Genomic DNA, 22,796 nt, shown 5'->3' with positions numbered 1-22,796 from the left:
GGATCGTTCGAATTTTAGCGATCGCGCCGTTTTGCCTTGTCAACGCTGCATATCGACCACGACGCGGCCCCTGATCTTGCCGTCGACGATGTCGCGCGCGGCCGCGACAATACCGTCGAAACCGATGGTCGTGGAAAGCGTGGCGAGCTTCTTATGGTCGAGATCGGTGCCGATACGGCGCCATGCCTCGAGTCGGACCGGCTTCGGCGCCATGACTGAATCGATGCCGAGCAATGAGACGCCGCGCAGGATGAAGGGTGCGACGCTCGCAGGCAGGTCCATGCCGCCGGCCAACCCGCAGGCGGCAACCGCGCCGCCATAGGACGTCATCGACAGCACGTTGGCCAGCGTATGGCTGCCGACCGCGTCGACGCCGCCGGCCCAGCGCTCCTTGGCCAGCGGCTTTGCCGGCTGGGCAAGCTCATCGCGTGAGATCACTTCGGCAGCCCCGAGATCGATCAGGTAGGGGCTTTCGGCATTACGGCCGGTCGAGGCGATGACATGGTAGCCGAGGCTGGACAGGAGCGAGACCGCGACCGAGCCGACGCCGCCGGCGGCACCGGTCACCACCACCGGGCCGCGATCGGGCACGATGCCGTGCCGCTCGAGCGCGATGACGCAAAGCATGGCGGTATAGCCTGCCGTGCCGACCGCCATCGCATCATGCGGGCTCATGCCCTCAGGCAGCGGCACCAGCCAGTCGCCGTTGACGCGGGCGCGACCGGCGTAAGCGCCGAAATGCGTCTCGCCGACGCCCCAGCCGTTTAGGATGACCTTGTCGCCCTTGCGCCAGTCGGCATGGGACGAGGAGACGACGGTGCCGGCGAAATCGATGCCCGGCACCAGCGGCCAGCGCCGGATGACCGGCGCCTTGCCGGTGATGGCCAGCCCATCCTTGTAGTTGACCGTCGTCGCTTCGACCGCGACGGTGACGTCGCCTTCCATTAGCTCGGTCTCGGTTAGGTCGGTCACCGCCACTGACTGCTTTTTCTCTGCGTCGCGCGAAACGAGGATGGCTTTGAAGGTTTTGGACACTTTTTTCTCCTCGAAATTGCGATGCGCGGACTGTGCGGCGACGGCCCGGCGAGGTCAATCTTTCAAGCGAGTCGGGCGTTCAGGCGTCCGGCCCCTGGGGCTTGGCTTCGCGCCGCCAGCCGATCAGTTCGTCGAAGACGACCAGTGCTGCGCCAACCGAGATGAAGGCGTCGGCGAGGTTGAAGACGGCGAAGGACCAAACCGGCGTGTGGAACAATATGTAGTCGATGACGTGGCCATAGACGGCGCGGTCGATCAGATTGCCGAGCGCGCCGCCGATGATCAGGGCAAAGCCGGTGCGCGAAAGGACATGGCCGGCCGGCGTGCGCGTCGCGAGATAGAGCACGAAGGCGACGACGAGGGCGGCAATGACCACCAGGCCGGTGTCGCCGAAGGACGAGAACATCGAGAAGGCGATACCGGTGTTGTAGGTGCGAAAGAGCGCCAGGAACGGTACCAGGTCGACCTTCTCCTGAAAGGCGAGGCCGGTCTCGACCAGTTGTTTTATCCACTGGTCGAGCCCGATGGCGACGACGACCAGCACGGCATAGGGGGACCATGACTTCACGATTTGGTGTTCTCCAGCCCCAGCTTCAGCGCGCCGCGCCGGATCTCGTACAGCATGACGCCCGTCGCCACTGCGAGGTTGAGCGAATCGGCGCGGCCGGCCTGCGGGATCCTGAGCAACCGGTCGCAGCTTTCGGCCAGGCTGTCGGGCAGGCCCTGCTGCTCGTTCCCCATCAACAGCAGCACCGGGCTCCTGGAGAAATCGACCGAGCGGTAGTCGACCGCGCCCTTCAGATGCGTTCCGGCGACGAGGCCGGAAAAGCTCTTTCGCCAGGCGAGGAAGGCTTCGGGCGTCGCCTTGGCCACAGGCACGGCGAAGATCGAGCCCATGGTGGCGCGCACCGTCTCGACGGAGAACGGATCGGTGGTTTCGCCGACCAGGATGACGCCCTTGGCGCCGACGGCATCGACGGTGCGGATGACGGTGCCGAGATTACCGGGGTCGCGCACCCGGTCGAGCGCCACCCAGACATCGCCGTCCCTGGCGCGGATGTCCTTCAGCGGCAGGAGTTTCTGGGCAAAGACGCCGACCACCATTTGCGGATTGTCGCGGCGGGTAATCGCCGTCAGCACCTTTTCGGAAACTTCGAGCACGGTGCCACCGGCGGCGACGGTGCGCGCCGCGACCTTTTCGACCGCCGCATTGCCGCGCCCTGCCTTGGCGAAGATCAGCGTCTTGATCGACCAGCCGAGGTCGAGCGCGTCGATGACCAGCTTGAGGCCCTCGGCCATGAAGGCATTCTGCTGGTCGCGGAATTTCTTCAAGGCGAGCGCCTTGATGTCCTTGACCAGCGGATTGGCGAGGCTGGTGACTTCCTTGACCTGCCCTGGCGCGCCTGCGTGTCGCTCGCTCATTCAGGCCACCCAGCGCGAAAATAGCGAGGTGGACAGCGCCCGGCCGGCGGATTTCTCGCGGATGATCAATTCGCCCGACTCCACCGTGCCGCCCATGCCGGCAAAAGTGTCGCGCATCAAGGCGTGGATGGCGAAGAAGGAGGCGCGGATCGAATAGGCGGTCAGCACCACGGCGAGCGGTTTGGGCGTCAGGATCGCGCGGCAGAGGTCGGTCAGGCCCGGCAGATCCTCGAACAATTGCCAGACCTCGCCCTTGGGCCCGCGGCCATAGGCGGGCGGGTCGAACAGGACGATGTCGTAGCGGCTGCCCCGGCGCTCCTCGCGCTCAGCGAACTTCACCGCGTCGTCGACGATCCAGCGGATCGGCTTGTTGCCCAGCCCGGCCATCTCCTGGTTCTCGCGCGCCCAGCCGATCGCCTTCTTGGAGGCATCGACATGGGTGACCTTGGCCCCGGCGCGGGCCGCCACCAGCGAGGCAAGCCCGGTGTAGCCGAACAGGTTCAGCACCTTGACCGGCCGCTTCGCCGCCGCGATCAGGCCGGCCATATGGTCCCAGTGCGAAGCCTGCTCGGGAAAGACGCCGACATGGCGAAACGAGGTGAAGCGGCCGAGATAGTCGATGCCGTCATGCTTCATCGGCCAGGTCTCGCCGAGCGGCGTCCGCGGGAAGCGCCAGCGGCCGATGCCTTCCTCGTCGGTGTCGCCGGTGAAGATGGCGTCGGCGCACTCCCAGTCTCTTGCCGGCAGCGCTTTCTGCCAGATCGCCTGGCCCTCGGGCCGCACGATGCGATAGGGGCCATATTGCTCGAGTTTTTGGCCGGCGCCGCTGTCGAGCAGCGCATAATCGCCATTGGGCGCAACTTCGAGGATCAGCGGCAGCCGTTCGGCGGGCAAGACGCCGTCGCGGCGGGCAAGGATGCGCGGTGTAGGCTTCGGTTCGGACCGGTCCTGCGCTCGTATCTCGTTTCTTTCGTCAGGCTTTGGCGACCGCTTGACCGGATGACCGCCGTCGCGTGGGCGTGACTGCTCCGTCCCGGATCTCGCAGGCTGGCGCGGGCGGTTGTCGCGGTTTCGGTCGCGAAAGGATTTCAAGAAAGGTCTCCGGAACGGCAGGCCGCTTTTGACATAGGGCCACCGGCTTCGCAACAAAATGGTCCGGCGCATGCGATGGACCTCGCCCGAGGAAACAGGCAAATCTGGGATCATGTCCCGCTCCGAACGCCTGCTCGACCTGATCCAGATCCTGCGCCGCCATCGCCGGCCAGTGAGCGGGCGCACGCTTGCCAGCGAAATGGGCATCTCGATCCGCACGCTCTACCGCGACATCGCGACGCTGCAGGGGCAGGGCGCGCCAATCGAGGGCGAGGCGGGGCTGGGCTATGTGCTCGGCTTCATGCTGCCGCCGCTGATGTTCACCGATGAAGAGATCGAGGCCATCGTGCTCGGCTCGCGCTGGGTGGCCAAGCAGCCGGATTCGCGGCTATCGGCCGCCGCCACAGACGCGCTGGCCAAGATCGCCGCGGTGCTGCCGGACGATCTGCGCGAGGACCTCGATGCCAGCACGCTGCTGGTCGGGCCGGCCGCTGGCGCCGTCGAAGGCATAGATCTCAGCCTGGTGCGGCAGGCCATCCGCAATGAGCGCAAGCTCGGCTTCCTCTACCGTGACGCCGGCGGTGCTGCCTCCGAGCGCATGGTCTGGCCGTTTGCACTCGGCTTCTTCGCCAACGTGCGGGTCGTCGTGGCCTGGTGCGAGGCGAGGCAGGATTTTCGTCATTTTCGCGCCGATCGCATCTCCGGGCTCCAACGCCACCGATGTCCGCTACCCGCGCCGGCGGCAGGCCTTGCTCAGGGAATGGCGAACGACGCTGGATACGCCGCGGTTCCCGCCTGGCGGTTGATCCCGTCCGAACTTTTTCGTGTTCTTCAAATCGGCTGCTGCCAGAATCTGACAGTGGGACCGCCTATGTTCCTCCAATCGAAACACTCTGGAGAGCAGGCATGAACCCCCCTAATTTCGTCATCCTCTATGTCGACAGCCCCGAGCGAAGCGGCGCCTTCTATGGCGCGCTGCTCGGACACCAGCCGGTCGAGGCGTCGCCAACCTTCGTGCTGTTCGTGCTCGACGGCGGCTTCAAGCTCGGCCTGTGGTCGCGCCACACTGTGGAGCCGGCGGCCGCGGCGGCGGGTGGCGGCGCCGAGCTGGTCTTTGCGCTGGATACGCCTGATGCGGTCGACGCCGCCCATGAAGACTGGGCCGGGCGAGGCCTGAACATCTTGCAGAGGCCAACCGACATGGATTTCGGCCGAACCTTCGTCGCGCTCGACCCCGACAATCACCGGCTGCGCGTCTACTGGCTGAAAGAGGCAGGGCAGTAGGACAGGCCTATCCCCCTACTCGTCTACACCGTCTTAGCGCTTGAGCGCCTTGTAGACGGCGATGCCGGCGGCGAGGTCCTCGAGGGCTGCGCCGACCGATTTGAACAGCGTGATCTCGTCGGCGCTCTGCCGGCCCTGCTTTTCACCGCGGGCCAGTTCATGCAGATCGGCGACGATGGCTTCCGGTTTCAGCACGCCGGAGGCCAGCGGCTGGACGATATCGCCCGCTTCCTTGGTGGCGCCGGCGCGGGTGTCGACATAGACGCGGGCGCGCGCAATCGCCTCGTCGTCGCTTTCGCGCATCGTCGGCGTGAAGCCGCCGACCAGGTCGACATGAGCGCCTGGTTTCAGCAGTGCGCCCCTGATCAGCGGCGCCGTCGTGATGGTCGCCGACGAGACAATGTCGGCCTCGCCGAGTTCGGCATCGAGGTCGCCGGCGGCGCTGGCCGGGAAACCCTCCGCGCGCAATTCAGCCGCGACCTTTTCGGCATTGGCCGGCGTGCGGTTCCAGATGCGGATGGTCTTGATCGGCCGTACCGCCGAGTGCGCCTTGGCGAGGAACGGCGACAGCGCGCCGGCGCCGACCACCAGCAGCCGCGACGCATCCTCGCGGGCGAGGTAGGACGCGGCCAGCGCCGAGGCGCAGGCGGTGCGCCACTGCGTCAGCCGCTGGCCGTCGATCATGGCCTCGGGCTCACCGGTCGCGCCATCGAGCAGGAGATAAAGCCCCATCACTGCGGGTTTGCCGATGGCGTTGTTGTCGGGCGATACGGTGACGATCTTGACGCCGATATGGCCGCCCGCCGAGATGCCGGCAGCGTTGAAATCGGTCCAGGCCGGCATCAGCAGCAACGTAGAGGCCGCACCATCGGGCCGTTCGATGGTGTGATGGTGACGGACCGGCTGCAGAGCGCCGTCGCGAAAGGCACTGCGCAACGTCTCGACCAGTCCCTTGAAGCTCAGGGCATGGTCGACCTCGGCGGCCGAAATGGTCAGCATGAAAAACTCCGTGGAGCGAAAGGCACCAAACCGTGCTTCAGGCCGTCGGCTTCGGCAAAGCTGTCCCTTGGGCCGGCCCTTGCGGCGCCGCAGGGGCGCGGCTGACCGCCTGGCGCAGGTTCTCGGCCTCGACCCCGCGCTGGCGCGCCAGCTTGCGGTAGCGGCCCTGCTTGACCCAAGTCGCCAGGCTGCCGACGACCATGCCGACGGCGAGAGCCAGGAACAGGAAGATGAAGAGGGGCAGCGTGAGCGTCAGCGCCGGGTTGCCGGGATTGAACGGATCCAGCGTGAAGGCGACCAGTTCGCGGTTGGCGACGGCCAGCGCGATCAGGATGACGGCCAGCGGCACGAAGACCACGATGAGCATGAAGCGATTGAACATAAGGTTTCCTGTCGAAAGGCCGGGTTGACCCCGCGCGGCGCCTATTTGCCGCCGTTCAGCCTTTCACGCAACTCCTTGCCGGTCTTGAAGAACGGCACCCACTTCTCCTCGACCTCGACGGATTCGCCGGTGCGGGGGTTGCGTCCGGTGCGGGCGGGGCGGTTTTTCACCGAAAAAGCGCCGAAACCGCGCAGTTCGACCCGGTTGCCTTCGGCAAGGGCGTCGGTGATCTCGTCGAAAATGGCGCCGACGATGTTTTCGACGTCGCGCAGGAAAAGATGCGGATTGCGCGTGGCAATGATCTGCACAAGTTCGGATTTGATCATGAGAACGGTCCCCGTGAAAGCACTGCGGTCAAATTATGAGGATGATTTTATTTGCTTTTTCATCCGTCCCAAACGGCCCGTCAAGGGTGCCAGACCGAAACGAGACCGTCAAGAAACAAGCGGTCCGCTCCAATTTCTTGAATCACGTCACCGCCGGCGTCGGGGAGGCCGAGCGCGCCGGCAATCGTCCTGGCCATTGTCTTGGAGAACAGGAAGCTGCCGCGCCCTTCCGTGTCCTTCCATTCCACCACCTTGAGCTTGGCGTCGACGCCCTTGGTCGCCAGCCAGTCGATCGCCTCGGTTTCGCCGCCGACGGCGTCGATCAGGTGGTTGGCAAGCGCCTGGCGGCCGGTGAAGATCGAGCCGTCGGCAAGCGCCAGCGCCTGCTCGCGGGTCATCTTGCGCCGTTCGGCGACGATGCCGACGAACCAGTCGTAGCTGTCGAGGATGAGCTTGCGGACCATGGCGCGCTCGTCGTCATTGGTCGGCTTGAAGGGCGAGGGCGAGGCCTTCAGCGGCGAGGATTTCACTTCCTCCAGCTTGATGCCGAGCTTGTCCATCAAGCCACTGACGTCGGGATACTGGATCAGCACGCCGATCGAGCCGACGATGGAGGATTTGCGGGCGACGATGTGGTCGGCGGCACTTGCGATCATGTAGCCGGCGGATGCGGCGAGCGTGCCGACCTCCGCCACCACGGGCTTGTCGGCGGCGAGCTTGCGCACCTCTTCGAAGATCGATTCGCCGCCGACCGTGGTGCCGCCGGGGGAATCGATCGACAGGATGACGCCTTTCACCTTCGCGGACTGGCGGATGGTTTCCAGCCGTTTGATCAGATCCTCGTCCTCGGTGATGGTGCCTTCGATCCTGACCTTGGCGATGTGGTCGACCGCCGAACCGGTGAAGTCGTCGCTGTAGACCCACGCCGACAGCGCGATCAGTGCGGCCGCCGCGACGCCGAGCGCGGCAACGCGCCAGAATGTCAGCTTGCGGCGCAAACGGCGGCGGTCGATCAGGTCGTCGGCTCTCAGTGCCATGGTCAGCCTCACGGTCGATGGGAAGAGATGCTTTTAAAGCAAGCGCCAACGCCCGGCTACCGTTTCCTAAGGTTTGCGCAGGACACAAGATTGTCTGCGGCTGCGAAGCGGCGTTTCACGAAAAATTAACGCTGCCTGTCCCTATCTGCTATGAAGTGCGGAAATTGTGTCGCCTTCATTTCCGTTTGTAAGACAGCGGCCGTCATATTTTTGCGGTTTTCCTCGGCTTGTGCTTGCTTGCGGGGACCGGCATCCCACCTATAGGCGGTGTTTTGGCGGGCAAGGGTTTATTAGAAAATAGTCATGCTAGCGCGATCGAACGAACAGACCAATGCCGAGACGGCTTTGGCGCCTGCGGCGCCAGCCGGCACGCGTGGTGACGCCTTCGACCTCGCGCAGCGGCATTCGCGCCGGGTGCGGGTGCTGAAATTCGCGGTACCGCTGCTTGCAGCCATCATCGCCGTTGCCTTTCCGGTCTACTCCTATCTCGCCGCGCCCGTGTCGATCTCGGTGCAGGCCGACGGCAGCGCCTTCTCCGACGGCAAGCTGGTGATGGCCAATCCCAAGCTTAACGGCTTCACCAAGCAGAAGCTGCCCTATTCGCTGACGGCGCTGCGGGCCATCCAGGACGTCGGCAAGCAAGGCATCATCGATCTGGAAGGCATCAATGCCAAATTGCCGCTGGCGCCCGACAACGTGGCGACCGTCAACGCGACGCGCGGCATCTACGATCGTGACGGCAACACGATGAACCTGACCAGCGACATCACGGTGACGACAACCGATGGCATCGAGGCCAAGCTCAAATCCATCTTCCTCGACATGGGCAAAGGCACTATGAAGACGAATGATCCGGTCGATGTCAGCCGCGGCGGCTCGCGGATCACGGCGGACACGATGTCGATCCAGGACAATGGCAAGGTGCTGGTTTTCGAAAACAGAGTGCGCGTCAACATCGACGCCGCCAGCCTGAAGGCGGCGGAGGCAAAGAGCGGAGAATCGAATGCGTCCCAGTAGTTCGGCACGGCTTGTGGGCGCGGCATCGGCGCTCCTGCTGCTCGGCCTGGTGCCTTCGTTTGCCCAGTCCGGCGCGACCAGTCAGTCCGGCCTCAAACTGTCGGGCGACCAGCCGATCCAGATCGAAAGCGACAAGCTGGAAGTCCGCCAGGCGGATAGTGTCGCCGTGTTCAGCGGCAACGTTACCGTCACGCAGGGGCCGACCATGCTCAAGGCCGGCAAGATGACAGTGTACTATGTCAAGGATCCCAATGCCGCAAAGGGCGCGGCCGCAGGAGCCTCGGCGATGACCGGCTCGGCCAACATCGACCATCTGGTGGTCGAGAACAAAGTCTATATGAAGTCGGATGACCAGATCGCCACCGGCGACAACGGTACTTTCGACATGAAGACGCAGGTGCTCGTTCTGTCCGGCAAGGAAGTGGTGCTGTCGCAAGGCCCCAACGTGCTGAAGGGCTGCAAGCTCACCGTGCAGATGAAGACCGGCCTTGCCAATGTCGACGGCTGCGGCGGGCGCGTCATCATGTCGATGACACCGCCACCGAAGCAGGGAGCGCCGAAGAACTAATGGCCGGCGTAGCGTCGCTGCTGGCCCGCCTTCCGGGGCGGGCCGCCGGCAAATTAGGGACACCGGCCACGGCCAACGTCGATTCCGCGAAGTTCAAGGGCACCTTGATCGCCAAGGGCCTGACCAAGAGCTACAAGGGCCGCAAGGTCGTCAGCGGCGTGACCATCGGCGTGCGTGCCGGCGAGGCGGTCGGGCTGCTCGGCCCGAACGGCGCCGGCAAGACCACCTGTTTCTACATGGTCACCGGCCTGGTGCCGGTGGATGAAGGCACGATCGAGATCGACGGCTTCGACGTCACCTCGATGCCGATGTATCGCCGTGCCCGGCTCGGCATCGGCTACCTTCCGCAGGAAGCATCGATCTTCCGTGGTCTGAGCGTCGAACAGAACATCCGCGCCGTGCTCGAAGTGGTCGAGAAGAGCCGCAAGGAGCGCGAGCGCAGCCTCGACGAACTGCTCGAGGAGTTCCACATCAGCCATCTGCGCAAGGCGCCGTCGCTGTCGCTTTCCGGCGGCGAACGGCGTCGCCTCGAGATCGCCCGCGCCCTGGCGACGCGCCCGGCCTACATGCTGCTCGACGAGCCTTTCGCCGGCATCGACCCGATTGCCGTCGCCGACATCCAGCAGCTTGTGCGCCATTTGACGGCGCGCGGCATCGGTGTGCTGATCACCGACCACAATGTGCGCGAGACGCTCGGCCTCATCGACCGCGCCTACATCATCCATGCCGGCCAGGTGCTGACGCATGGCCGCGCCGACGAAGTGGTCGCCAATGCGGATGTGCGTCGTCTCTATCTCGGCGAGGGTTTTACGCTCTGAGCGTGAAATACGTTTCCCCGCAGTGAATTTGGGGCAATTCTCGGTTGTTTTTTGCTTTTTTTCGCCCGGATAACGCTCCGGTAAGCGACTCTTGCTAGCGTTTCGCTTGACAAGCAAAAGCCGGGCCAGTCTCTATGCCCGGTCGGAAAATTTGTTCCGGCTGTTCCGATGCGTAGACTTCCCAGTGGGTAGAGAAGGCGTTTGAAACCGAACCATGGCTCTGGCGGCAAAGCTACAGCTACGACAGTCCCAGTCGCTGGTGATGACGCCGCAGCTGATGCAGTCGATTCGGCTGCTGCAGCTTACTCATGTCGAGCTGGACCGCTTCATCGACGACGAGATCGAACGCAATCCGCTGCTTGAGCGCGCCGAGCCGCAGGACGATGCGGCGAGCGACCAGGCGCAGAAGAACGACGCCGCGCCTGAGCCCGCTTCAGACGGGGACTGGTTCGAAGCCGAGACGCAATGGAGCGCCGAGGCGATCTCGGACAAGCTCGACTCCTCGCTGGAAAACCTTTTTCCGGACGATCCCGGCACCAGCGAACGGCTCGGGCCCGACCTTACGGCGCAATGGAAATCGGCCTCCGGCGGCAACGCCGGCGGATCGTCGTCCGAGGGCTTCGACGTCGGCGACATGGCGGCCACGGCAATCACGCTGCGCGAACATGTCGGCGAGCAGATCGCCCTTGCCTTCGCCGATCCGGCGGCGCGGCTGATCGCCGGCGAGCTTGCCGACGGCCTCGACGAGGCCGGCTACCTGCGCGCCGACACCGCCGAAATCGCCGTCCGTCTCGGCGCGAACGCGGCGGCGGTGGCCAAGGTGCTTGACGTTTGCCAGACATTCGAGCCCGCCGGCCTGTTTGCCCGCGACCTTGCGGAATGCCTGTCGCTGCAGCTTGCCGTGCGTGACCGGCTCGATCCGGCGATGAAGGCGCTGGTCGCCAATCTGGAGCTTTTGGCGCGGCGCGATTTCCAGACGCTGAAACGCATCTGCGGTGTCGACGAGGAGGATCTTCTCGACATGCTGGCCGAAATCCGGGCGCTCGACCCGCGGCCCGGCACGGCATTCCTGGGCGGCGCCAGTGACGCGATCGTCGCCGACGTCGAGGTGCGGGCGGCCAATGATGGCAGCTGGACGGTGGAGCTCAATGCCGAGACGCTGCCGCGCGTGCTGGTCGACCATATCTATTTCGCGCGGGTTTCCGGCCACGCGAAAAACCAGACGGAAAAGGATTTCCTGGCCGAGTGCCTGCAGAACGCCAACTGGCTGACGCGCAGCCTTGATCAGCGGGCGAAGACCATTCTCAAGGTGGCGTCGGAAATCGTGCGCCAGCAGGACGCGTTTCTGGTCCATGGCGTGCGTCAGCTGAAGCCGCTCAATTTGCGCACGGTGGCCGATGCCATCGGCATGCACGAATCGACCGTCAGCCGGGTCACGGCGAAGAAATACATGCTGACGCCGCGCGGCGTGTTCGAGTTGCGTTATTTCTTCACCGCCTCGATCGCTTCGGCGGGAGGCGGTGATGCTCATTCCTCGGAAGCGGTGCGCGACCGCATCAAGCAACTGATCGACGAGGAAAAGCCCGTCGACGTGCTTTCCGACGACGCCATTGTCGATATGCTGAGGGAAAGCGGCGTCGACATCGCGCGGCGCACCGTCGCCAAGTACCGGGAAGGCATGAACATTCCCTCGTCGGTGCAGCGGCGGCGCGAAAAACGGGCCCTGGCCAGCGTCGGGCGTTGATACGGTCCCAAAACGGGCCCTGCGAGACGGCCGGATTTCCACAGTTCTCGTGCTTCATTGACAAGCCGCAATGAAGTGGCTAGAAGCCCGCCCGCATGAGACGGGCTCGAAGCCCGCATGCGAATGGTCCGTCACGGTGAAGGCCACGGGACGGCCAAGAAGGCGGCTTGTGATCAATCGGAAAGTCCGGATTTAAAAACAGCGGGAGTGCCGCCGCAAAGCTTGTGCGCACGGACCACGAGTATAAACTCGGGGCAGTTTGAAGCCTGAGCAGGGAAGGTCAGTTTTCAGATGAAACTGCGCATATCGGGAAAACACATGGATATCGGCGATGCGTTTCGTACGCGCATCAACGACCGTGTCGGCGAGGCGATCGGAAAATATTTCGACCGCGGTTTTTCAGGGCATGTCACGGTCATCAAATCAGGGTCGCGCTATTCCGCCGACTGCATGATCCGGCTCGATTCCGGCGCATCGCTGCAGGCGACCGGCGACGCCCAGGATCCGACGCTGGCCTTCGAGGCTGCGGCAGACCGCCTGGAGACGCGGCTTCGGCGCTACAAGCGCCGGCTGAAGTCGCACAATTCCGGCAATGGAAACGGCGAACCCACCGACATCGCCTATACGGTGATGGCCCCGCTTGCCGATGACGACGAGGAGATACCGGACAATTTCGCGCCGGCCATCGTCGCCGAATCGACAATGACGCTGCGCACCATGTCGGTGGCGTCGGCCGTCATCGAGCTCGACACGAAGGACAGCCCGGTTTTCGTCTTCCGCAATGCCGGGAACGATCATCTCAACATCGTCTATCGCCGGCCGGATGGGAACATCGGCTGGATCGATCCGTCCACGACCAAAGTCGCACAGGGATAAGAAGCCAGCCGCGCGAGGGGGCGAGGACTGGCGGGCGGCGGGCGAACAAGGGAATTTCAAGCATGGATCTGAGCGATCTGATCAACGTTCCGGCGATCATGCCGGCGTTGAAGGCGAACTCAAAGAAGCAGCTGCTGCAATTGCTGTCCGAAAGGGCGGCGGGGATTTCCGGCATTCCGGAGCGGGAGGTGTTCGACACCATCCTGCAGCGCGAGCGGTTGGGTTCCACCGGCGTCGGCAACGGCATCGCCATTCCGCATGGCAAGCTGGCCGGGGTGAAGCGCATTGCGGGCGTCTTTGCCCGGTTGGAGACACCGGTCGATTTCGAGGCACTGGACGATCAGCCGGTCGATCTGGTGTTCCTGCTCTTGGCGCCGGAAGGTGCGGGCGCCGACCACCTCAAGGCCTTGTCGCGCATCGCGCGTGTGCTGCGCGATGCCGACACGGTGGCCAAGATCAGGGGCACGCGCGACGCGGTCGCGATCCATGCGCTTTTGTCGGACACACAGGCCTCGCACGCGGCCTGAAGTTTCTTTGGGATAAATCTTCCAAGGTCCGCCGCAGGCGGCCCTGTCCATTTCAGTGGCCAGCAGTCGCTTTAGTGGATAGCGACGGTGGTCAGGTCGTTCTCAAGCGCGCCCGCCAGAGCCCGGTCACGGGCATCCGAAAGCAGGATCGGCTGGCCGTTGGCGGCAAACAGCGCCCACAGCTCCATGCCGGGCGCGATTTCGCCGAGGCCGGGGAAGCGCCCGCGCAGATCGTCGCTCGACACTTTCCTCAGATAGGCGACCGTACCTTCGCCGAGATGGGCGAATTCGCCGCTGGACATGGCGAGATTTTCGTCAGTTCTGGTCATTTCAAGCCTCCTTGACGCGAGGACGCCGCTCAAGGCCGCCTCGCATGAGAGCCATCGGTGAGGATCAGTCTTTCACCGATATGTTTATTTTCCGTACCAGCCGCTCGGCCTCCGGGCGGTCGAGATCGATCGACAGCAGGCCGTTCTTCAGCTCCGCCGCGATCACCCGCATGCCGTCGGCCAGCACGAAACACCGCTGGAACTGGCGCGCGGCGATGCCGCGGTGGAGGAATTCGCGCTCGGTGTCGTCATTTTGACGGCCGCGCACGATGAGCTGGTTCTCCTCCGTGGTGACATCGAGATCGCTTTCGGCGAAGCCTGCGACGGCAAGCGTGATGCGCAGCCTTTCGGCATTGCCGTCAGCACCGCTGAGGCGCTCGATGTTATAGGGAGGGTAGCTGTCGCCGGACTTCGCCAGGCGTTCGAGCGTCTTTTCCATGGCGTCGAAGCCAAGGAGAAGCGGACTCGAAAAGGGCGTCATTCGGCTCATGTTACAGTGTCCTCTCAAGAGCGACATAAACTGGAAAAACCCAGATGGCATTTTTCCCGATGGTCTTGATATGGTCTGCCCCCCGGCCAAGTTCAAGCCATCAAAAACCCCGCCCAAAAAGACTCCCAGACAAGGAATTGAAATGCCCCATACCCGCAAGATCATCATCGACACGGATCCCGGCCAGGATGATGCCGTCGCCATATTGCTGGCGCTCGGCAGCGCCGAGCTGGACATCGTCGGCATATCAGCTGTTGCCGGCAACGTGCCGTTGAACCTTACCGAAAAGAATGCACGCAAGATCTGCGAGCTGGCCGGACGGCCCGATATCAAGGTCTATGCCGGCGCCATCCGGCCGCTGGCACGCGAACTGGTCACCGCCGAGGAAGTGCATGGCAAGACCGGCCTCAACGGGCCGCAGCTGCCCGACCCTACGATGACGCTGCAGGACCAGTATGCGGTCGATTTCATCGTCGAGACGCTGATCAACGAGCCGAGCGGCACGATCACGCTCTGCGCGCTCGGGCCGCTCACCAACGTCGCGCTGGCGCTGATCCGCGAGCCGAGGATCGCGCCGCGCATCAAGGAGATCGTTTTGATGGGCGGCGGCTTCTTCGAGGGCGGCAATGTCACGCCGACTGCCGAATTCAACATCTATGTCGACCCGCATGCCGCCGATGTCGTGTTCAAGGCCGGCATTCCGATCGTCATGATGCCGCTCGACGTCACCCACAAGGCGCTGACCACCGCCACGCGCACCCAGGCTTTCCGCAAGCTTGGCACCAGGGTCGGCACGGCGACGGCGGAGATGCTGGAGTTCTTCGAGCGCTTCGACGAGGAGAAATACGGCACCGACGGCGGGCCGCTGCACGACCCCTGCGTCATCGCCTATCTGCTGAAGCCGGAGCTGTTCAAGGGCCGCAACTGCAACGTGACGGTCGAAACCTCGTCCGAGCTGACCATGGGCATGACCGTGATCGACTGGTGGGGTGTGACCAAGCGGCCGCAGAACGCCATGGTGATGCGTGACATCGACCACGACGCGTTTTTCGCGCTGCTGCTGGAGAGGCTGGGGCGGCTCTGAAAGCCTCCTTCTCCCCGTTCACGGGGAGAAGGTCCCGGCAGGGGGATGAGGGGCCGCGCAAACGTCGATAATTGCCTGCAACACCGGAGCTGCCCCTCACCCGGTCGCTGCGCGACCACCCTCTCCCCGTAAACGGGTGAGGGAAGGGTGCGCTCACTTCGCCTTCGAAAAAGCCAGCCACAGGCCGCCGCCGACCAGGAAGCTGCCGCTGATCCGCGACAGCAGCTTGACCCGGCTGGCCGACAGCAGGCGTCCGGCGCGGGCGGAGGCGAGTGCGTAGGTCGAATCCGACACGGCGGCGAAGATCATCGCGGTGAGGCCCATGACCGTGATCTGCAGCGCATAGTTGCCTTCCGGGGAAATAAATTGCGGGAAGAAGGCGCCGAAGAACACCAGCGTCTTCGGGTTGCTCAGCGCCACCAGCAGGCCCTGCAGGAAGAAGCCGCCGCGCGGCTTCCGCGCCGTCCCGTCGGCGTTCAGCGTGCCCTTCGAGCGGAACATCTGCACGCCCATCCAGATCAGATAGGCGGCGCCGATCAGCCTCACCCATTCGAACCAATGGCCCATGCCCGCGATCAGCGAGGTCAGGCCGATGCCGACAATGGCGATCATGATGGCAAGCCCGGCCTGGGTGCCGGCGACATTGGCAAGGCCGGCGCGCGAGCCGTGACGGATGCTGTTGGCGATGATCAGCGTCACTGTCGGTCCGGGCACCAGGATTATGACGAGACAGGCAAGCAGATAGGCGGCGTAGAGTTCCAGCGACATGGGGGTTTCCTCGACAGAATGCCGCTATGCGACGCGGCCATGTCAAATCAATGCATGGGATCGCCGTCGGCGCAAGCCGGTGGAATTGGCACCGATAGAACCAGGCTGGCTTCAGGAGGAGGCGACCTGCCATGGCAGCGTCGCCTCATAGGCCGCTCCCGCCTTGAGCACGGCAAGGTCGCCGCGCGGCCGTCCAATCAGCTGCATGCCCATCGGCCGGCCCCTCTCGTCGAAACCGACCGGCACGTTGAGGGCCGGACAGCCGCCCAGCGTGGCGAAGGCGGAAACCTGCATCCAGCGGTGATAGCTGTCCATGTCGCGCCCGGCCACCTGGTTCGGCCAGTGGGTGGAGACCGCGAAGGGAAAGACCTGCGCGGTCGGCAGCGCGACGAGGTCGAAGCGCTCGAACAGCGACAGCAGCGTTTTGTGCCACGACGAGCGCCGCACCGTTGCGGAGTGGATTTGCGGCGCGGTGAGGTGCAGCGCCTGCTCCACTTCCCACACGGCCTCGGGCTTGAGAAGTTTGCGCTTTGCCGGATCGTCGTAGTGGGCTTTCAGCGCGCAGCCGCTGCTTGCCTGGCGCAACGTGACAAAAGCCTGCCACAGCGCTTCGAAGTCGACATCCGGCACCAGCGCCTCGCTTTGGAACGACGCGCCGGCGATCCTGCCCAAAGCTGCCTCGCAAAGATCGAGAATGCCTGCTTCCACCGGCAGATGGCCACCGAGATCGCCGAACCAGGCGATGCGGCCGCCGCCCGCCGGCGTTTGCAGTCCTTCCAGGAAAGAGCCCTGCTTATGATGCGAGAGCGGCGCGCGCGGATGGTAGCCGGCCTGCTCGTCGAGCAGCAGTGCGATGTCGCGCACATTGCGGCCCATCGGACCTTCCACGCCCATCTGCGCATGGAAGACATCGATGTCGGGACCGGCCGGGACAAGCCCCTGCGATGGGCGGAAGCCGTAGACATTGTTGTAGGCGGCTGGATTGCGCAGCGAGCCGCCGAAGTCGCTGCCGTCGGCGACGGGGAGCATGTCGAGCGCCAGCGCGACCGCAGCACCACCGCTCGAGCCGCCGGCGGTCAAGGCCGGGTCGAAGGCATTGAGCGTCGGGCCGAACACGCTGTTGTAGGTGTTCGAACCCAATCCGAATTCGGGAACATTGGTCTTGCCGATGATGATGGCGCCGGCCTTGCGCACGCGCTCGACGAAGAAATCGTCCTCCCCGGGGACGAAATCGGCAAAGATCGGCGAGCCGAAGGTGGTTCTGAGGCCCTTGGTCAAGGCAAGGTCCTTGATGGCGATCGGCAGGCCGAATAGGGATCCAGCCTCGCCGCCTCGCGCCAGGTGGGCATCGGCCCTGTCGGCTTCCGCCAGGATGTCGGCGGGTTCGCGCAGCGACACGATGGCGTTGACCTGTGGGTTCACCGCCTCGATGCGGTCGAGGAAGGCCGCGACCACCTCACGCACCGACAGGCGCCGTCGCCTGATTGCCTCGGCAAGCTCCATGGCGGACAGCCGGCAAATCTCGCTGGCCGGCGCCACGGCATGTTTCGTCACGGGTCGCATGGCTGTCATCCCCTTAAGCCCGCAGGTCTAGCTGGCAGGTTCTTGCAAGGCGGCGTCGACATCTTTTGCCAGCGGGATCGCCGGCTGGGCGCCGGGCTTCAGGCAAGCAAGCGAGCCGGCGGCGGCGGCGCGGACGAGCGCCTGCTCGAGCGGCAGGCCGGACGACAGGCCGGCGCCGAAATAGCCGCAAAAGGTGTCGCCGGCGCCGACGGTGTCGACCGGGGTGATCTTCAGCGCCGGCACCGTCAGGAAATCGTCCGGCGTCGCGGCCAGCACGCCGTCACCGCCGAGCGTGACGACGATGGTGCGCCCGGTCTTGCCGGCATAGTCGCGCATCCGCGCCGAGCGGTCGCGGCCGGCGAGCGACAGCGCCTCGCCATAGAGGTCGAATTCGGTTTCGTTGGCGACGGCATAGTCGGCCTTGGCAAGCAGGTCGGACGCCTCCGCGAGAAACGGCGCGGTGTTGAGCACACTGATCGCGCCGGCCGCCCGGGTCGCGTCGAGCGCGGCCTCGACGGTCTGCAGCGGGATCTCGTGCTGCAGCAGCACGACATCGTTCTTTTTCAGCAGGGCTTTGGTAATGTCGGCCGGCAGCACCGAATCGTTGGCGCCCGGCACCACGGCGATGACGTTCTCGCCGTCGGCGCCGACCAGGATCAGCGCCGTGCCAGTCGAGGCGAAGCTCTCTCCGACGCCAGACAGATCGACTTTCCCGTCCCTGAGCAATGCGGTTGCCTCGGCGGCGAAACTATCCTTGCCGATCGCGCCCACCATGCGCACCTTGGCGCCGGCGCGCGCGGCAGCCAATGCCTGGTTGGCGCCCTTGCCGCCGGGCGCGGTGGCGAAATGCGAGCCGCGCACCGTCTCGCCAGGTGCTGGCAAGCGGTCGACATTGGCGATGAGGTCGAGGTTGATCGAGCCGACAACGATAATCAAGAAGTGCCTCCTGCTGATTGCGCGGGAGGCTAACCCGTAAGACTGCCGGTTGCCAGTCCATCCGGGTGCCGCGTGCGTCTCTTGTCATTCGCAGCGCACCGTGACCATGCCCTGATAGTTGCCGGCCGGAAAGATGCCTGAAGATTTGGTTGCGGCGAGGTCGACCTGGATGGTGTGGGTGCCGTTGGTGACGCGCTGCGGCGAACTGCCTGGGATGTCGGTGCCCGAGCCATCGAGGCGGAAGACGGTGGCGAAAGTGGTGTTGGTGTCGCCGCCGCTTGGCGCGGAGGTAAAGGCGATAGGCGGCGGCGCCGAAACCGAAAAGCAATCGAGCAAATTGAGTATGGAGCAGAGCAGGGAGCTTGCGGTGATGGTGGCGCCGGCGCTCGACCCGCCGGCCTGCTTGGAGCCGAATATGTTGATCGCCGGGTTCGGCGTCATCGTTCCCGAGGCGCCGATCATGATCATGCAGGTGCCGATGATCGCCGACTGTGCCGGCAGGCAGAAGCCGGCGAGCGCGGCGAAGGCAAGCAGCGCGCTGCTATTTCTTCTTCTTTTTCTTGCCATGGCCGTTTCCGGTTCTGATGCTCCAGCCTTCGTCGGCCCATCCGGGTGATGTGGCGGCAGGGGCGGGGGTCACACTTGCCGTCTGGCCGTCGGCGCCGAGGCCCATCTTCAGCAGCTTCAGTTCAAGCTGCAGTCGCTCGACCTCGAGCTCGTAGAGGCGGCTGCAATCGACGCGCTTCGGCTTCCGCCCCATCGGGATCACCACGCGGCCGTAAGTGGCGAGGTCACTGTTCGACTGGCTGTTGCTGTTGCCTCTGATGACGCCGACGTCGAGATAGGCGCCGCTGCCGGAAACTGCGGAGCGGCAGGTCGTGCCGTCGGACGCATGAACCTCGTCCTGGCCCTGGGGCAAGGTGACGCCGGGCAGAGTGAAGCCCGTCTGGTTCTGGTTCAGGTTCAGGATATCCTCGGCAAACCCCTGATTTACGACCGCCCAAGCGGGCAGCAAGGAAAGGGTCAGAACCTGCGATGCCCGAAAAACTTTCCGCATATCTGTGCCCTTATTTGCGTCTGCTCGCTTGGAAAGGGGATACTCTCGGTACAGATACGCACTTTACGCTCGGTCGCGCCGTCGAACGGCACGACCACCAGAACTGGGCGCGATGCCTGGCCAGCCAGCAGGAAGGCGTTCGGCGTGATCCTGGCATCGACGGGTTGGAAATTCTGGTCATAGACATGGATTTCGACGCGTATGCGCTGGTCATACGGGTTGCCCGGGAAGACCCGCACGGCGAAGGCGTCGGTAAAGGACCTGACCTCGCCGCGCATCGGCGTCATCGACTGGCCCGACGCGGCAATGGGAACGAGGGCGACAGCCAGTGCCGCCGCCAGAATTCGAACATGTGTCAAAGCTCCCTCCTTTCGCGAGGGTGTCATTCGCAGCGAAGCGTGACCGTTGCCTGATAGTTGCCGGCGGAGAAGCGGTTGCTGCCGCCCTTGGTGCCGGCGAGATTGACCGCGACGGTCGAAGTGCCGGGCGCGGCAAGCGCGGTCGTGGTGCCGGTTTCCGCAATGGTGTGGGCACCGGTGGAGGCGAAGGTCGGCGTCCAGGTGGTGGCCGTGACATCAGAGGCGGGCACGGTGGTGGATGTGACCGGATCGACGCTGAGCGAGACACCGCCCGTGGTGTCCACCTGGACGCTGCCGGCCGAACCGCCGGCATTGTGGGAGCTCAGCGACTGAAGGTTGGTGCTGACGGTCATCGTGCCGTTGGAATTCACCGTCAGCGTGCAGGTCGCGGTTATGGTGCCGTTGAACAGGACGTTTCCGGTCGCGGCCGATGCCGTCTGGTCGATACAGGCAACAAGAACAGCTGCACCGATGGCGGTGCGGAAGAGCTTCATCGAATCCTCCTATCAAGCCGGACAGTCCGACCTAATCCAAAGGTATCCTCGCTTTATCGTGGTTAATTTAGGGTAAACTTAAATAATATTGCTTCGGCGTAACAAAGAAAACCGGCGAAACCATAGGTTGTCGCCGGTTGTATAGCTTCTAATCGCTGGAGAGTAATTATAGGAATACTTGTTGATACTGATATCTGCGGTTTTATGCAACTGAAACGGAAAAAATCGACGTTTCAGGACGCGACCTGCCCTGCTTCCCAGCCGAGGATGGCGCGCTTGCGTGTCAGGCCCCAGTGATAGCCGGTAAGCGCTCCGGATTTGCCAAGTGCGCGATGGCACGGCACGACGAAAGACATCGGGTTGGCGCCGACCGCTGCGCCCACAGCTCGGCTGGCGTTCGGTGCGCCGATCCTTTCGGCGATCGAGGAGTAGGTGCAGGCCTTGCCCATCGGGATGCGCAACAGGGCTTCCCAGACGCGCAGCTGGAAGTCGGTACCGATCATCACCACGCGCAGCGGCTGGTCGGCGCGCCACAGCGTCGGATCGAAGATGCGCGCCGCATAAGGCGCGGTGGCGCTCATGTCCTCGACATAGTTGGCGTTCGGCCAGCGGCTGGACATGTCGGCGAAGGCCGCCCGCTCGCCGCCTGGATCGTTGAAGGCGAGACCGGCCAGCCCACGGTCGGTGACCATGATCAAGGCGATGCCGAAGGGCGAGATGTGGTAGCCGTAGCGGATGGTGAGGCCGGCGCCACGCGTCTTGTAGTCGCCCGGCGACATCGCTTCGTGGGTGACGAAGAGATCGTGCAGCCGGCCAGGTCCTGACATGCCAAGCTCGAACGAGGTTTCGAGCAGCGGCATGCCTGAATCGAGCAGCTTGCGCGCATGGTCGAGCGTAACCGCCTGCAGGAAGGCCTTGGGCGACAGACCGGCCCAGCGGGTGAACAGTTTTTGCAGGCCGGTCGGGGTCTCGCCGACCTCCTCGGCCAGAATCTCCAGCGAGGGCTGGTCGCGATAGTCGAGACTGATCTTCTCGATGGCGCGGCGGACCACCTCATAGTCGCTGCCTTCGGGCGTGATGTCGTTCTCAAGGATCGCGGTCGGTTTCATGCGGGTATTCATGGTCATCTGGGCGTTCATGGCAATATCTCCTTGACCGCGAATATCGTTCTTCCTGCCCTTTGCCACCACCCGAAACTTGCCTTCCCGCTGCCCGTACCCAGATAGAGTCGGCTCGAACGGAAGTGGACAATCATGTTCGGCGAGAAGGTAAATCTGACCGGGGCAAGGGAGACCTTGCTGTTGACGCTCTACGGCAAGGCGCTGGAGAGCCGGCTACCCCATTCGCTGCTTGAGGATCGGTTCGCCGACGAGGCGGTGCGCAAGATCGATTATGATTTTTCCAGGCTCAAGGTTGATAGCAATCTCGGCATCGGGCTGGCGATCAGAGCAAAGACGCTAGACGTCCACGTTCAGGACTTTTTCGCCAGAAATCCCGACGCCATCGTGCTGCATCTGGGCTGTGGGCTCGATACCCGCATATTTCGCGTCGATCCGCCAGAAGGCGTGGACTGGTTCGATGTCGACTATCCGGACGTCATCGCGCTCAGGCGCAGGCTTTACCCGTCCCGGCAGCATTACCATTTGATCGCTTCGTCGGTGACGGAACTGGACTGGCTGACTGAGGTGCCCCGAAATCGCCCGGCCATGGTGGTGGCGGAAGGATTGACACCCTATCTCGCCGCCGAGGAAGGGCCACGTTTGTTTTCACGGCTTGTCTCGCATCTTGCCAGTGGCGAGCTGATGTTCGACGCCTACAGCCATTTCGGCCTGAAGCTGCTTCGCCTCAATCCGTCGGTCAGGGCGACGGGCGCCGAGGTCCACTGGGCCATCGAGGATCCGCACGAACTGGAGCGCGCCGTTCCGAAGCTGCGGTTCGTCGAGGACATCTCGGCCTACAAGCCGGAACACGCCGCCCGCATGGGCAGGGTAGCGAAATTGTTCGTTCGCCTTTGGAAATACATTCCCGCACTGCGCAAGATCGGCAGGCTTTTGCGCTATCGGTTCTGAAGCGCTGGTTCAGCGCGCCTTGGCGGTTGCCAGCGCGCGTGAAAAGGCCGTGGCAAAGCTCTCGCGGTCGTCGGGGTTGAGGAAGGTGCCGATCGAGACGGACTTCCCTTGAGCCTCCACCACCATCCTGGTGATGCCGATCTCGGCATGGCGGGCGATCGAGAAACGCGACCAGAACGGATTGAAGCGATGCGCTTCCGATTTGCCTGACGGCGCCGTCTTGCGGATGTCGAGGCTGGTTCGGGAGACCGACACCTCCTCGCGGGCGCGGGCGGCGCGGTAGTTGGCGCGGAAGGCGATGTAGACGCCGATCACGTCGAGGCCGAAGAAGCCGAACACCGGCCATGCGCCGCGCGACAGGAAGAACGCCCCTGTCACCAGCCAGCCGAACAGCAGCGTGCCCATCAGCACGAAAAAGCCGGTGCGGCCGAGCGAACGGTGCGGTGTCAGCAAAACGTGGAAGAAGGGCTCGTCGGCCTGGAAAGAGGCGTTTGTATCGCTCATGCCGGGATATTATAGG

28 protein-coding genes and 1 pseudogene are annotated in these 22,796 nt (G+C 64.1%); 10 read left to right on the top strand and 19 right to left on the bottom strand.

Annotated elements, in window-relative coordinates; all coding sequences use genetic code 11:
- Window positions 1–39: 39 nt before the first annotated feature.
- The 4 genes from ACFX5Q_RS12285 to ACFX5Q_RS12270 all read right to left on the bottom strand — a co-directional run bounded on the left by ACFX5Q_RS12285 (window position 40) and on the right by ACFX5Q_RS12270 (window position 3,549).
- Window positions 40–1,035 (bottom strand): MDR family oxidoreductase, encoded by a 996-nt coding sequence (locus tag ACFX5Q_RS12285; protein WP_404278090.1) that lies wholly within the window; start codon window positions 1,033–1,035, stop codon window positions 40–42.
- 79 nt (window positions 1,036–1,114) lie between these two features.
- Window positions 1,115–1,603 carry a signal peptidase II gene (gene lspA, locus ACFX5Q_RS12280; protein WP_404278088.1) on the bottom strand — a complete coding sequence of 163 codons (489 nt, stop codon included), beginning with the start codon at window positions 1,601–1,603 and terminating at the stop codon, window positions 1,115–1,117.
- A complete protein-coding gene (locus ACFX5Q_RS12275; protein WP_404278086.1) occupies window positions 1,600–2,457 on the bottom strand; it encodes a TrmH family RNA methyltransferase in 858 nt (285 codons plus the stop codon). Before ACFX5Q_RS12275 ends, lspA begins: the two co-directional genes overlap by 4 nt.
- Window positions 2,458–3,549, bottom strand: coding sequence for an RsmD family RNA methyltransferase (locus ACFX5Q_RS12270; protein WP_404278084.1), 1,092 nt, complete (start codon window positions 3,547–3,549; stop codon window positions 2,458–2,460). It lies immediately after the preceding gene.
- Between the two features lie 112 nt (window positions 3,550–3,661).
- On the opposite strand from ACFX5Q_RS12270, the pseudogene ACFX5Q_RS12265 reads away from it, so the two are divergent.
- Window positions 3,662–4,355, top strand: a pseudogene (locus ACFX5Q_RS12265) (helix-turn-helix transcriptional regulator).
- Between the two features lie 100 nt (window positions 4,356–4,455).
- Window positions 4,456–4,833 (top strand): VOC family protein, encoded by a 378-nt coding sequence (locus tag ACFX5Q_RS12260; RefSeq protein ID WP_404278082.1) that lies wholly within the window; start codon window positions 4,456–4,458, stop codon window positions 4,831–4,833.
- A 33-nt stretch (window positions 4,834–4,866) separates the two neighbouring features.
- On the opposite strand, the gene ACFX5Q_RS12255 is transcribed toward ACFX5Q_RS12260, so the two are convergent.
- From ACFX5Q_RS12255 to sppA, 4 genes are all read right to left on the bottom strand, one after another.
- Complete coding sequence (locus ACFX5Q_RS12255; RefSeq protein ID WP_404278080.1) at window positions 4,867–5,832, bottom strand: ornithine cyclodeaminase family protein; 966 nt, start codon at window positions 5,830–5,832, stop codon at window positions 4,867–4,869.
- A gap of 37 nt (window positions 5,833–5,869) precedes the next feature.
- Entirely contained in the window at window positions 5,870–6,214 is a 345-nt protein-coding gene (locus ACFX5Q_RS12250; RefSeq protein ID WP_120013965.1) for a DUF1049 domain-containing protein, read from the bottom strand.
- A 41-nt stretch (window positions 6,215–6,255) separates the two neighbouring features.
- The gene (locus ACFX5Q_RS12245) at window positions 6,256–6,540 is read right to left on the bottom strand and encodes an integration host factor subunit beta (protein ID WP_006200394.1); all 285 of its coding nucleotides are present in this window, start codon (window positions 6,538–6,540) and stop codon (window positions 6,256–6,258) included.
- An 80-nt stretch (window positions 6,541–6,620) separates the two neighbouring features.
- The gene (gene sppA, locus ACFX5Q_RS12240) at window positions 6,621–7,577 is read right to left on the bottom strand and encodes a signal peptide peptidase SppA (RefSeq protein WP_404278069.1); all 957 of its coding nucleotides are present in this window, start codon (window positions 7,575–7,577) and stop codon (window positions 6,621–6,623) included.
- 303 nt (window positions 7,578–7,880) lie between these two features.
- Between sppA and lptC the strand changes: the two genes are divergently transcribed.
- The 6 genes from lptC (at window position 7,881) to ptsN (ending at window position 13,127) form a co-directional block, all read left to right on the top strand.
- On the top strand, window positions 7,881–8,594 hold the full coding sequence (lptC, locus tag ACFX5Q_RS12235; RefSeq protein WP_404278067.1) for an LPS export ABC transporter periplasmic protein LptC: 714 nt from the start codon (window positions 7,881–7,883) through the stop codon (window positions 8,592–8,594).
- A complete protein-coding gene (locus ACFX5Q_RS12230) occupies window positions 8,581–9,162 on the top strand; it encodes an LptA/OstA family protein (protein ID WP_120013968.1) in 582 nt (193 codons plus the stop codon). The genes lptC and ACFX5Q_RS12230 overlap by 14 nt, the downstream gene beginning before the upstream one ends.
- Window positions 9,162–9,980, top strand: coding sequence for an LPS export ABC transporter ATP-binding protein (gene lptB / locus ACFX5Q_RS12225; RefSeq protein ID WP_006200390.1), 819 nt, complete (start codon window positions 9,162–9,164; stop codon window positions 9,978–9,980). The genes ACFX5Q_RS12230 and lptB overlap by 1 nt, the downstream gene beginning before the upstream one ends.
- Before the next feature lie 214 nt (window positions 9,981–10,194).
- The gene (rpoN, locus tag ACFX5Q_RS12220; RefSeq protein ID WP_404278064.1) at window positions 10,195–11,724 is read left to right on the top strand and encodes an RNA polymerase factor sigma-54; all 1,530 of its coding nucleotides are present in this window, start codon (window positions 10,195–10,197) and stop codon (window positions 11,722–11,724) included.
- Window positions 11,725–12,015: 291 nt separating this feature from the next.
- Window positions 12,016–12,600: a ribosome hibernation-promoting factor, HPF/YfiA family gene (hpf, locus tag ACFX5Q_RS12215; protein WP_040582113.1), complete on the top strand. Its 585-nt coding sequence runs from the start codon at window positions 12,016–12,018 to the stop codon at window positions 12,598–12,600.
- 62 nt (window positions 12,601–12,662) lie between these two features.
- The gene (gene ptsN / locus ACFX5Q_RS12210; protein WP_404278062.1) at window positions 12,663–13,127 is read left to right on the top strand and encodes a PTS IIA-like nitrogen regulatory protein PtsN; all 465 of its coding nucleotides are present in this window, start codon (window positions 12,663–12,665) and stop codon (window positions 13,125–13,127) included.
- 71 nt (window positions 13,128–13,198) lie between these two features.
- On the opposite strand, the gene ACFX5Q_RS12205 is transcribed toward ptsN, so the two are convergent.
- Both ACFX5Q_RS12205 and ACFX5Q_RS12200 read right to left on the bottom strand, forming a co-directional pair.
- The gene (locus ACFX5Q_RS12205) at window positions 13,199–13,456 is read right to left on the bottom strand and encodes a DUF1150 family protein (RefSeq protein WP_404278060.1); all 258 of its coding nucleotides are present in this window, start codon (window positions 13,454–13,456) and stop codon (window positions 13,199–13,201) included.
- A 64-nt stretch (window positions 13,457–13,520) separates the two neighbouring features.
- Window positions 13,521–13,946, bottom strand: a complete 426-nt coding sequence (locus tag ACFX5Q_RS12200; protein ID WP_192183391.1) for an Hsp20 family protein — start codon at window positions 13,944–13,946, stop codon at window positions 13,521–13,523.
- Between the two features lie 142 nt (window positions 13,947–14,088).
- Here ACFX5Q_RS12200 and ACFX5Q_RS12195 point away from each other — a divergent pair, with 142 nt between their 5' ends.
- Entirely contained in the window at window positions 14,089–15,030 is a 942-nt protein-coding gene (locus tag ACFX5Q_RS12195; protein ID WP_404278058.1) for a nucleoside hydrolase, read from the top strand.
- A 153-nt stretch (window positions 15,031–15,183) separates the two neighbouring features.
- Here ACFX5Q_RS12195 and ACFX5Q_RS12190 read toward each other — a convergent pair whose 3' ends face one another.
- The 8 genes from ACFX5Q_RS12190 to ACFX5Q_RS12155 all read right to left on the bottom strand — a co-directional run bounded on the left by ACFX5Q_RS12190 (window position 15,184) and on the right by ACFX5Q_RS12155 (window position 21,346).
- On the bottom strand, window positions 15,184–15,798 hold the full coding sequence (locus ACFX5Q_RS12190) for a LysE family translocator (protein WP_006200381.1): 615 nt from the start codon (window positions 15,796–15,798) through the stop codon (window positions 15,184–15,186).
- Between the two features lie 111 nt (window positions 15,799–15,909).
- Entirely contained in the window at window positions 15,910–17,370 is a 1,461-nt protein-coding gene (locus ACFX5Q_RS12185) for an amidase (protein WP_404278056.1), read from the bottom strand.
- 18 nt (window positions 17,371–17,388) lie between these two features.
- Window positions 17,389–18,297 (bottom strand): ribokinase, encoded by a 909-nt coding sequence (locus ACFX5Q_RS12180; protein ID WP_404278054.1) that lies wholly within the window; start codon window positions 18,295–18,297, stop codon window positions 17,389–17,391.
- A gap of 84 nt (window positions 18,298–18,381) precedes the next feature.
- On the bottom strand, window positions 18,382–18,864 hold the full coding sequence (locus ACFX5Q_RS12175) for a hypothetical protein (RefSeq protein WP_404278051.1): 483 nt from the start codon (window positions 18,862–18,864) through the stop codon (window positions 18,382–18,384).
- Window positions 18,839–19,354 (bottom strand): hypothetical protein, encoded by a 516-nt coding sequence (locus ACFX5Q_RS12170; RefSeq protein WP_404278049.1) that lies wholly within the window; start codon window positions 19,352–19,354, stop codon window positions 18,839–18,841. Before ACFX5Q_RS12170 ends, ACFX5Q_RS12175 begins: the two co-directional genes overlap by 26 nt.
- Window positions 19,321–19,713 (bottom strand): hypothetical protein, encoded by a 393-nt coding sequence (locus ACFX5Q_RS12165; RefSeq protein ID WP_404278047.1) that lies wholly within the window; start codon window positions 19,711–19,713, stop codon window positions 19,321–19,323. The genes ACFX5Q_RS12170 and ACFX5Q_RS12165 overlap by 34 nt, the downstream gene beginning before the upstream one ends.
- A gap of 23 nt (window positions 19,714–19,736) precedes the next feature.
- Complete coding sequence (locus tag ACFX5Q_RS12160) at window positions 19,737–20,207, bottom strand: hypothetical protein (protein ID WP_404278045.1); 471 nt, start codon at window positions 20,205–20,207, stop codon at window positions 19,737–19,739.
- Window positions 20,208–20,440: 233 nt separating this feature from the next.
- Complete coding sequence (locus ACFX5Q_RS12155; protein ID WP_404278043.1) at window positions 20,441–21,346, bottom strand: methylated-DNA--[protein]-cysteine S-methyltransferase; 906 nt, start codon at window positions 21,344–21,346, stop codon at window positions 20,441–20,443.
- A 114-nt stretch (window positions 21,347–21,460) separates the two neighbouring features.
- Here ACFX5Q_RS12155 and ACFX5Q_RS12150 point away from each other — a divergent pair, with 114 nt between their 5' ends.
- Window positions 21,461–22,276, top strand: a complete 816-nt coding sequence (locus tag ACFX5Q_RS12150; protein ID WP_404278041.1) for a class I SAM-dependent methyltransferase — start codon at window positions 21,461–21,463, stop codon at window positions 22,274–22,276.
- A 9-nt stretch (window positions 22,277–22,285) separates the two neighbouring features.
- Here the strand turns inward: ACFX5Q_RS12150 and ACFX5Q_RS12145 are convergent, their stop codons facing one another.
- Window positions 22,286–22,780: a DUF2244 domain-containing protein gene (locus ACFX5Q_RS12145; protein WP_404278039.1), complete on the bottom strand. Its 495-nt coding sequence runs from the start codon at window positions 22,778–22,780 to the stop codon at window positions 22,286–22,288.
- Window positions 22,781–22,796 lie beyond the last annotated feature (16 nt).

Origin of the sequence: Mesorhizobium sp. IMUNJ 23033, from assembly GCF_044778005.1 — a bacterium.
GTDB classification, from domain to species: domain Bacteria; phylum Pseudomonadota; class Alphaproteobacteria; order Rhizobiales; family Rhizobiaceae; genus Mesorhizobium; species Mesorhizobium amorphae_A.
The sequence above is the reverse complement of the archived record's forward strand: the minus strand, read 5'-3'. Positions and strand labels throughout refer to the sequence as shown.

Coding starts and splice junctions, on each gene's coding strand:
- ACFX5Q_RS12275 (WP_404278086.1), bottom strand. CDS start 2,457: ATGAGCGAGCGACACGCAGGCGCGCCAGGGCAGGTCAAGGAAGTCACC.
- ACFX5Q_RS12260 (WP_404278082.1), top strand. CDS start 4,456: ATGAACCCCCCTAATTTCGTCATCCTCTATGTCGACAGCCCCGAGCGA.
- ACFX5Q_RS12255 (WP_404278080.1), bottom strand. CDS start 5,832: ATGCTGACCATTTCGGCCGCCGAGGTCGACCATGCCCTGAGCTTCAAG.
- ACFX5Q_RS12250 (WP_120013965.1), bottom strand. CDS start 6,214: ATGTTCAATCGCTTCATGCTCATCGTGGTCTTCGTGCCGCTGGCCGTC.
- ACFX5Q_RS12245 (WP_006200394.1), bottom strand. CDS start 6,540: ATGATCAAATCCGAACTTGTGCAGATCATTGCCACGCGCAATCCGCAT.
- sppA (WP_404278069.1), bottom strand. CDS start 7,577: ATGGCACTGAGAGCCGACGACCTGATCGACCGCCGCCGTTTGCGCCGC.
- lptC (WP_404278067.1), top strand. CDS start 7,881: ATGCTAGCGCGATCGAACGAACAGACCAATGCCGAGACGGCTTTGGCG.
- ACFX5Q_RS12230 (WP_120013968.1), top strand. CDS start 8,581: ATGCGTCCCAGTAGTTCGGCACGGCTTGTGGGCGCGGCATCGGCGCTC.
- lptB (WP_006200390.1), top strand. CDS start 9,162: ATGGCCGGCGTAGCGTCGCTGCTGGCCCGCCTTCCGGGGCGGGCCGCC.
- rpoN (WP_404278064.1), top strand. CDS start 10,195: ATGGCTCTGGCGGCAAAGCTACAGCTACGACAGTCCCAGTCGCTGGTG.
- hpf (WP_040582113.1), top strand. CDS start 12,016: ATGAAACTGCGCATATCGGGAAAACACATGGATATCGGCGATGCGTTT.
- ptsN (WP_404278062.1), top strand. CDS start 12,663: ATGGATCTGAGCGATCTGATCAACGTTCCGGCGATCATGCCGGCGTTG.
- ACFX5Q_RS12205 (WP_404278060.1), bottom strand. CDS start 13,456: ATGACCAGAACTGACGAAAATCTCGCCATGTCCAGCGGCGAATTCGCC.
- ACFX5Q_RS12200 (WP_192183391.1), bottom strand. CDS start 13,946: ATGAGCCGAATGACGCCCTTTTCGAGTCCGCTTCTCCTTGGCTTCGAC.
- ACFX5Q_RS12195 (WP_404278058.1), top strand. CDS start 14,089: ATGCCCCATACCCGCAAGATCATCATCGACACGGATCCCGGCCAGGAT.
- ACFX5Q_RS12190 (WP_006200381.1), bottom strand. CDS start 15,798: ATGTCGCTGGAACTCTACGCCGCCTATCTGCTTGCCTGTCTCGTCATA.
- ACFX5Q_RS12185 (WP_404278056.1), bottom strand. CDS start 17,370: ATGACAGCCATGCGACCCGTGACGAAACATGCCGTGGCGCCGGCCAGC.
- ACFX5Q_RS12175 (WP_404278051.1), bottom strand. CDS start 18,864: ATGGCAAGAAAAAGAAGAAGAAATAGCAGCGCGCTGCTTGCCTTCGCC.
- ACFX5Q_RS12170 (WP_404278049.1), bottom strand. CDS start 19,354: ATGCGGAAAGTTTTTCGGGCATCGCAGGTTCTGACCCTTTCCTTGCTG.
- ACFX5Q_RS12160 (WP_404278045.1), bottom strand. CDS start 20,207: ATGAAGCTCTTCCGCACCGCCATCGGTGCAGCTGTTCTTGTTGCCTGT.
- ACFX5Q_RS12155 (WP_404278043.1), bottom strand. CDS start 21,346: ATGAACGCCCAGATGACCATGAATACCCGCATGAAACCGACCGCGATC.
- ACFX5Q_RS12150 (WP_404278041.1), top strand. CDS start 21,461: ATGTTCGGCGAGAAGGTAAATCTGACCGGGGCAAGGGAGACCTTGCTG.
- ACFX5Q_RS12145 (WP_404278039.1), bottom strand. CDS start 22,780: ATGAGCGATACAAACGCCTCTTTCCAGGCCGACGAGCCCTTCTTCCAC.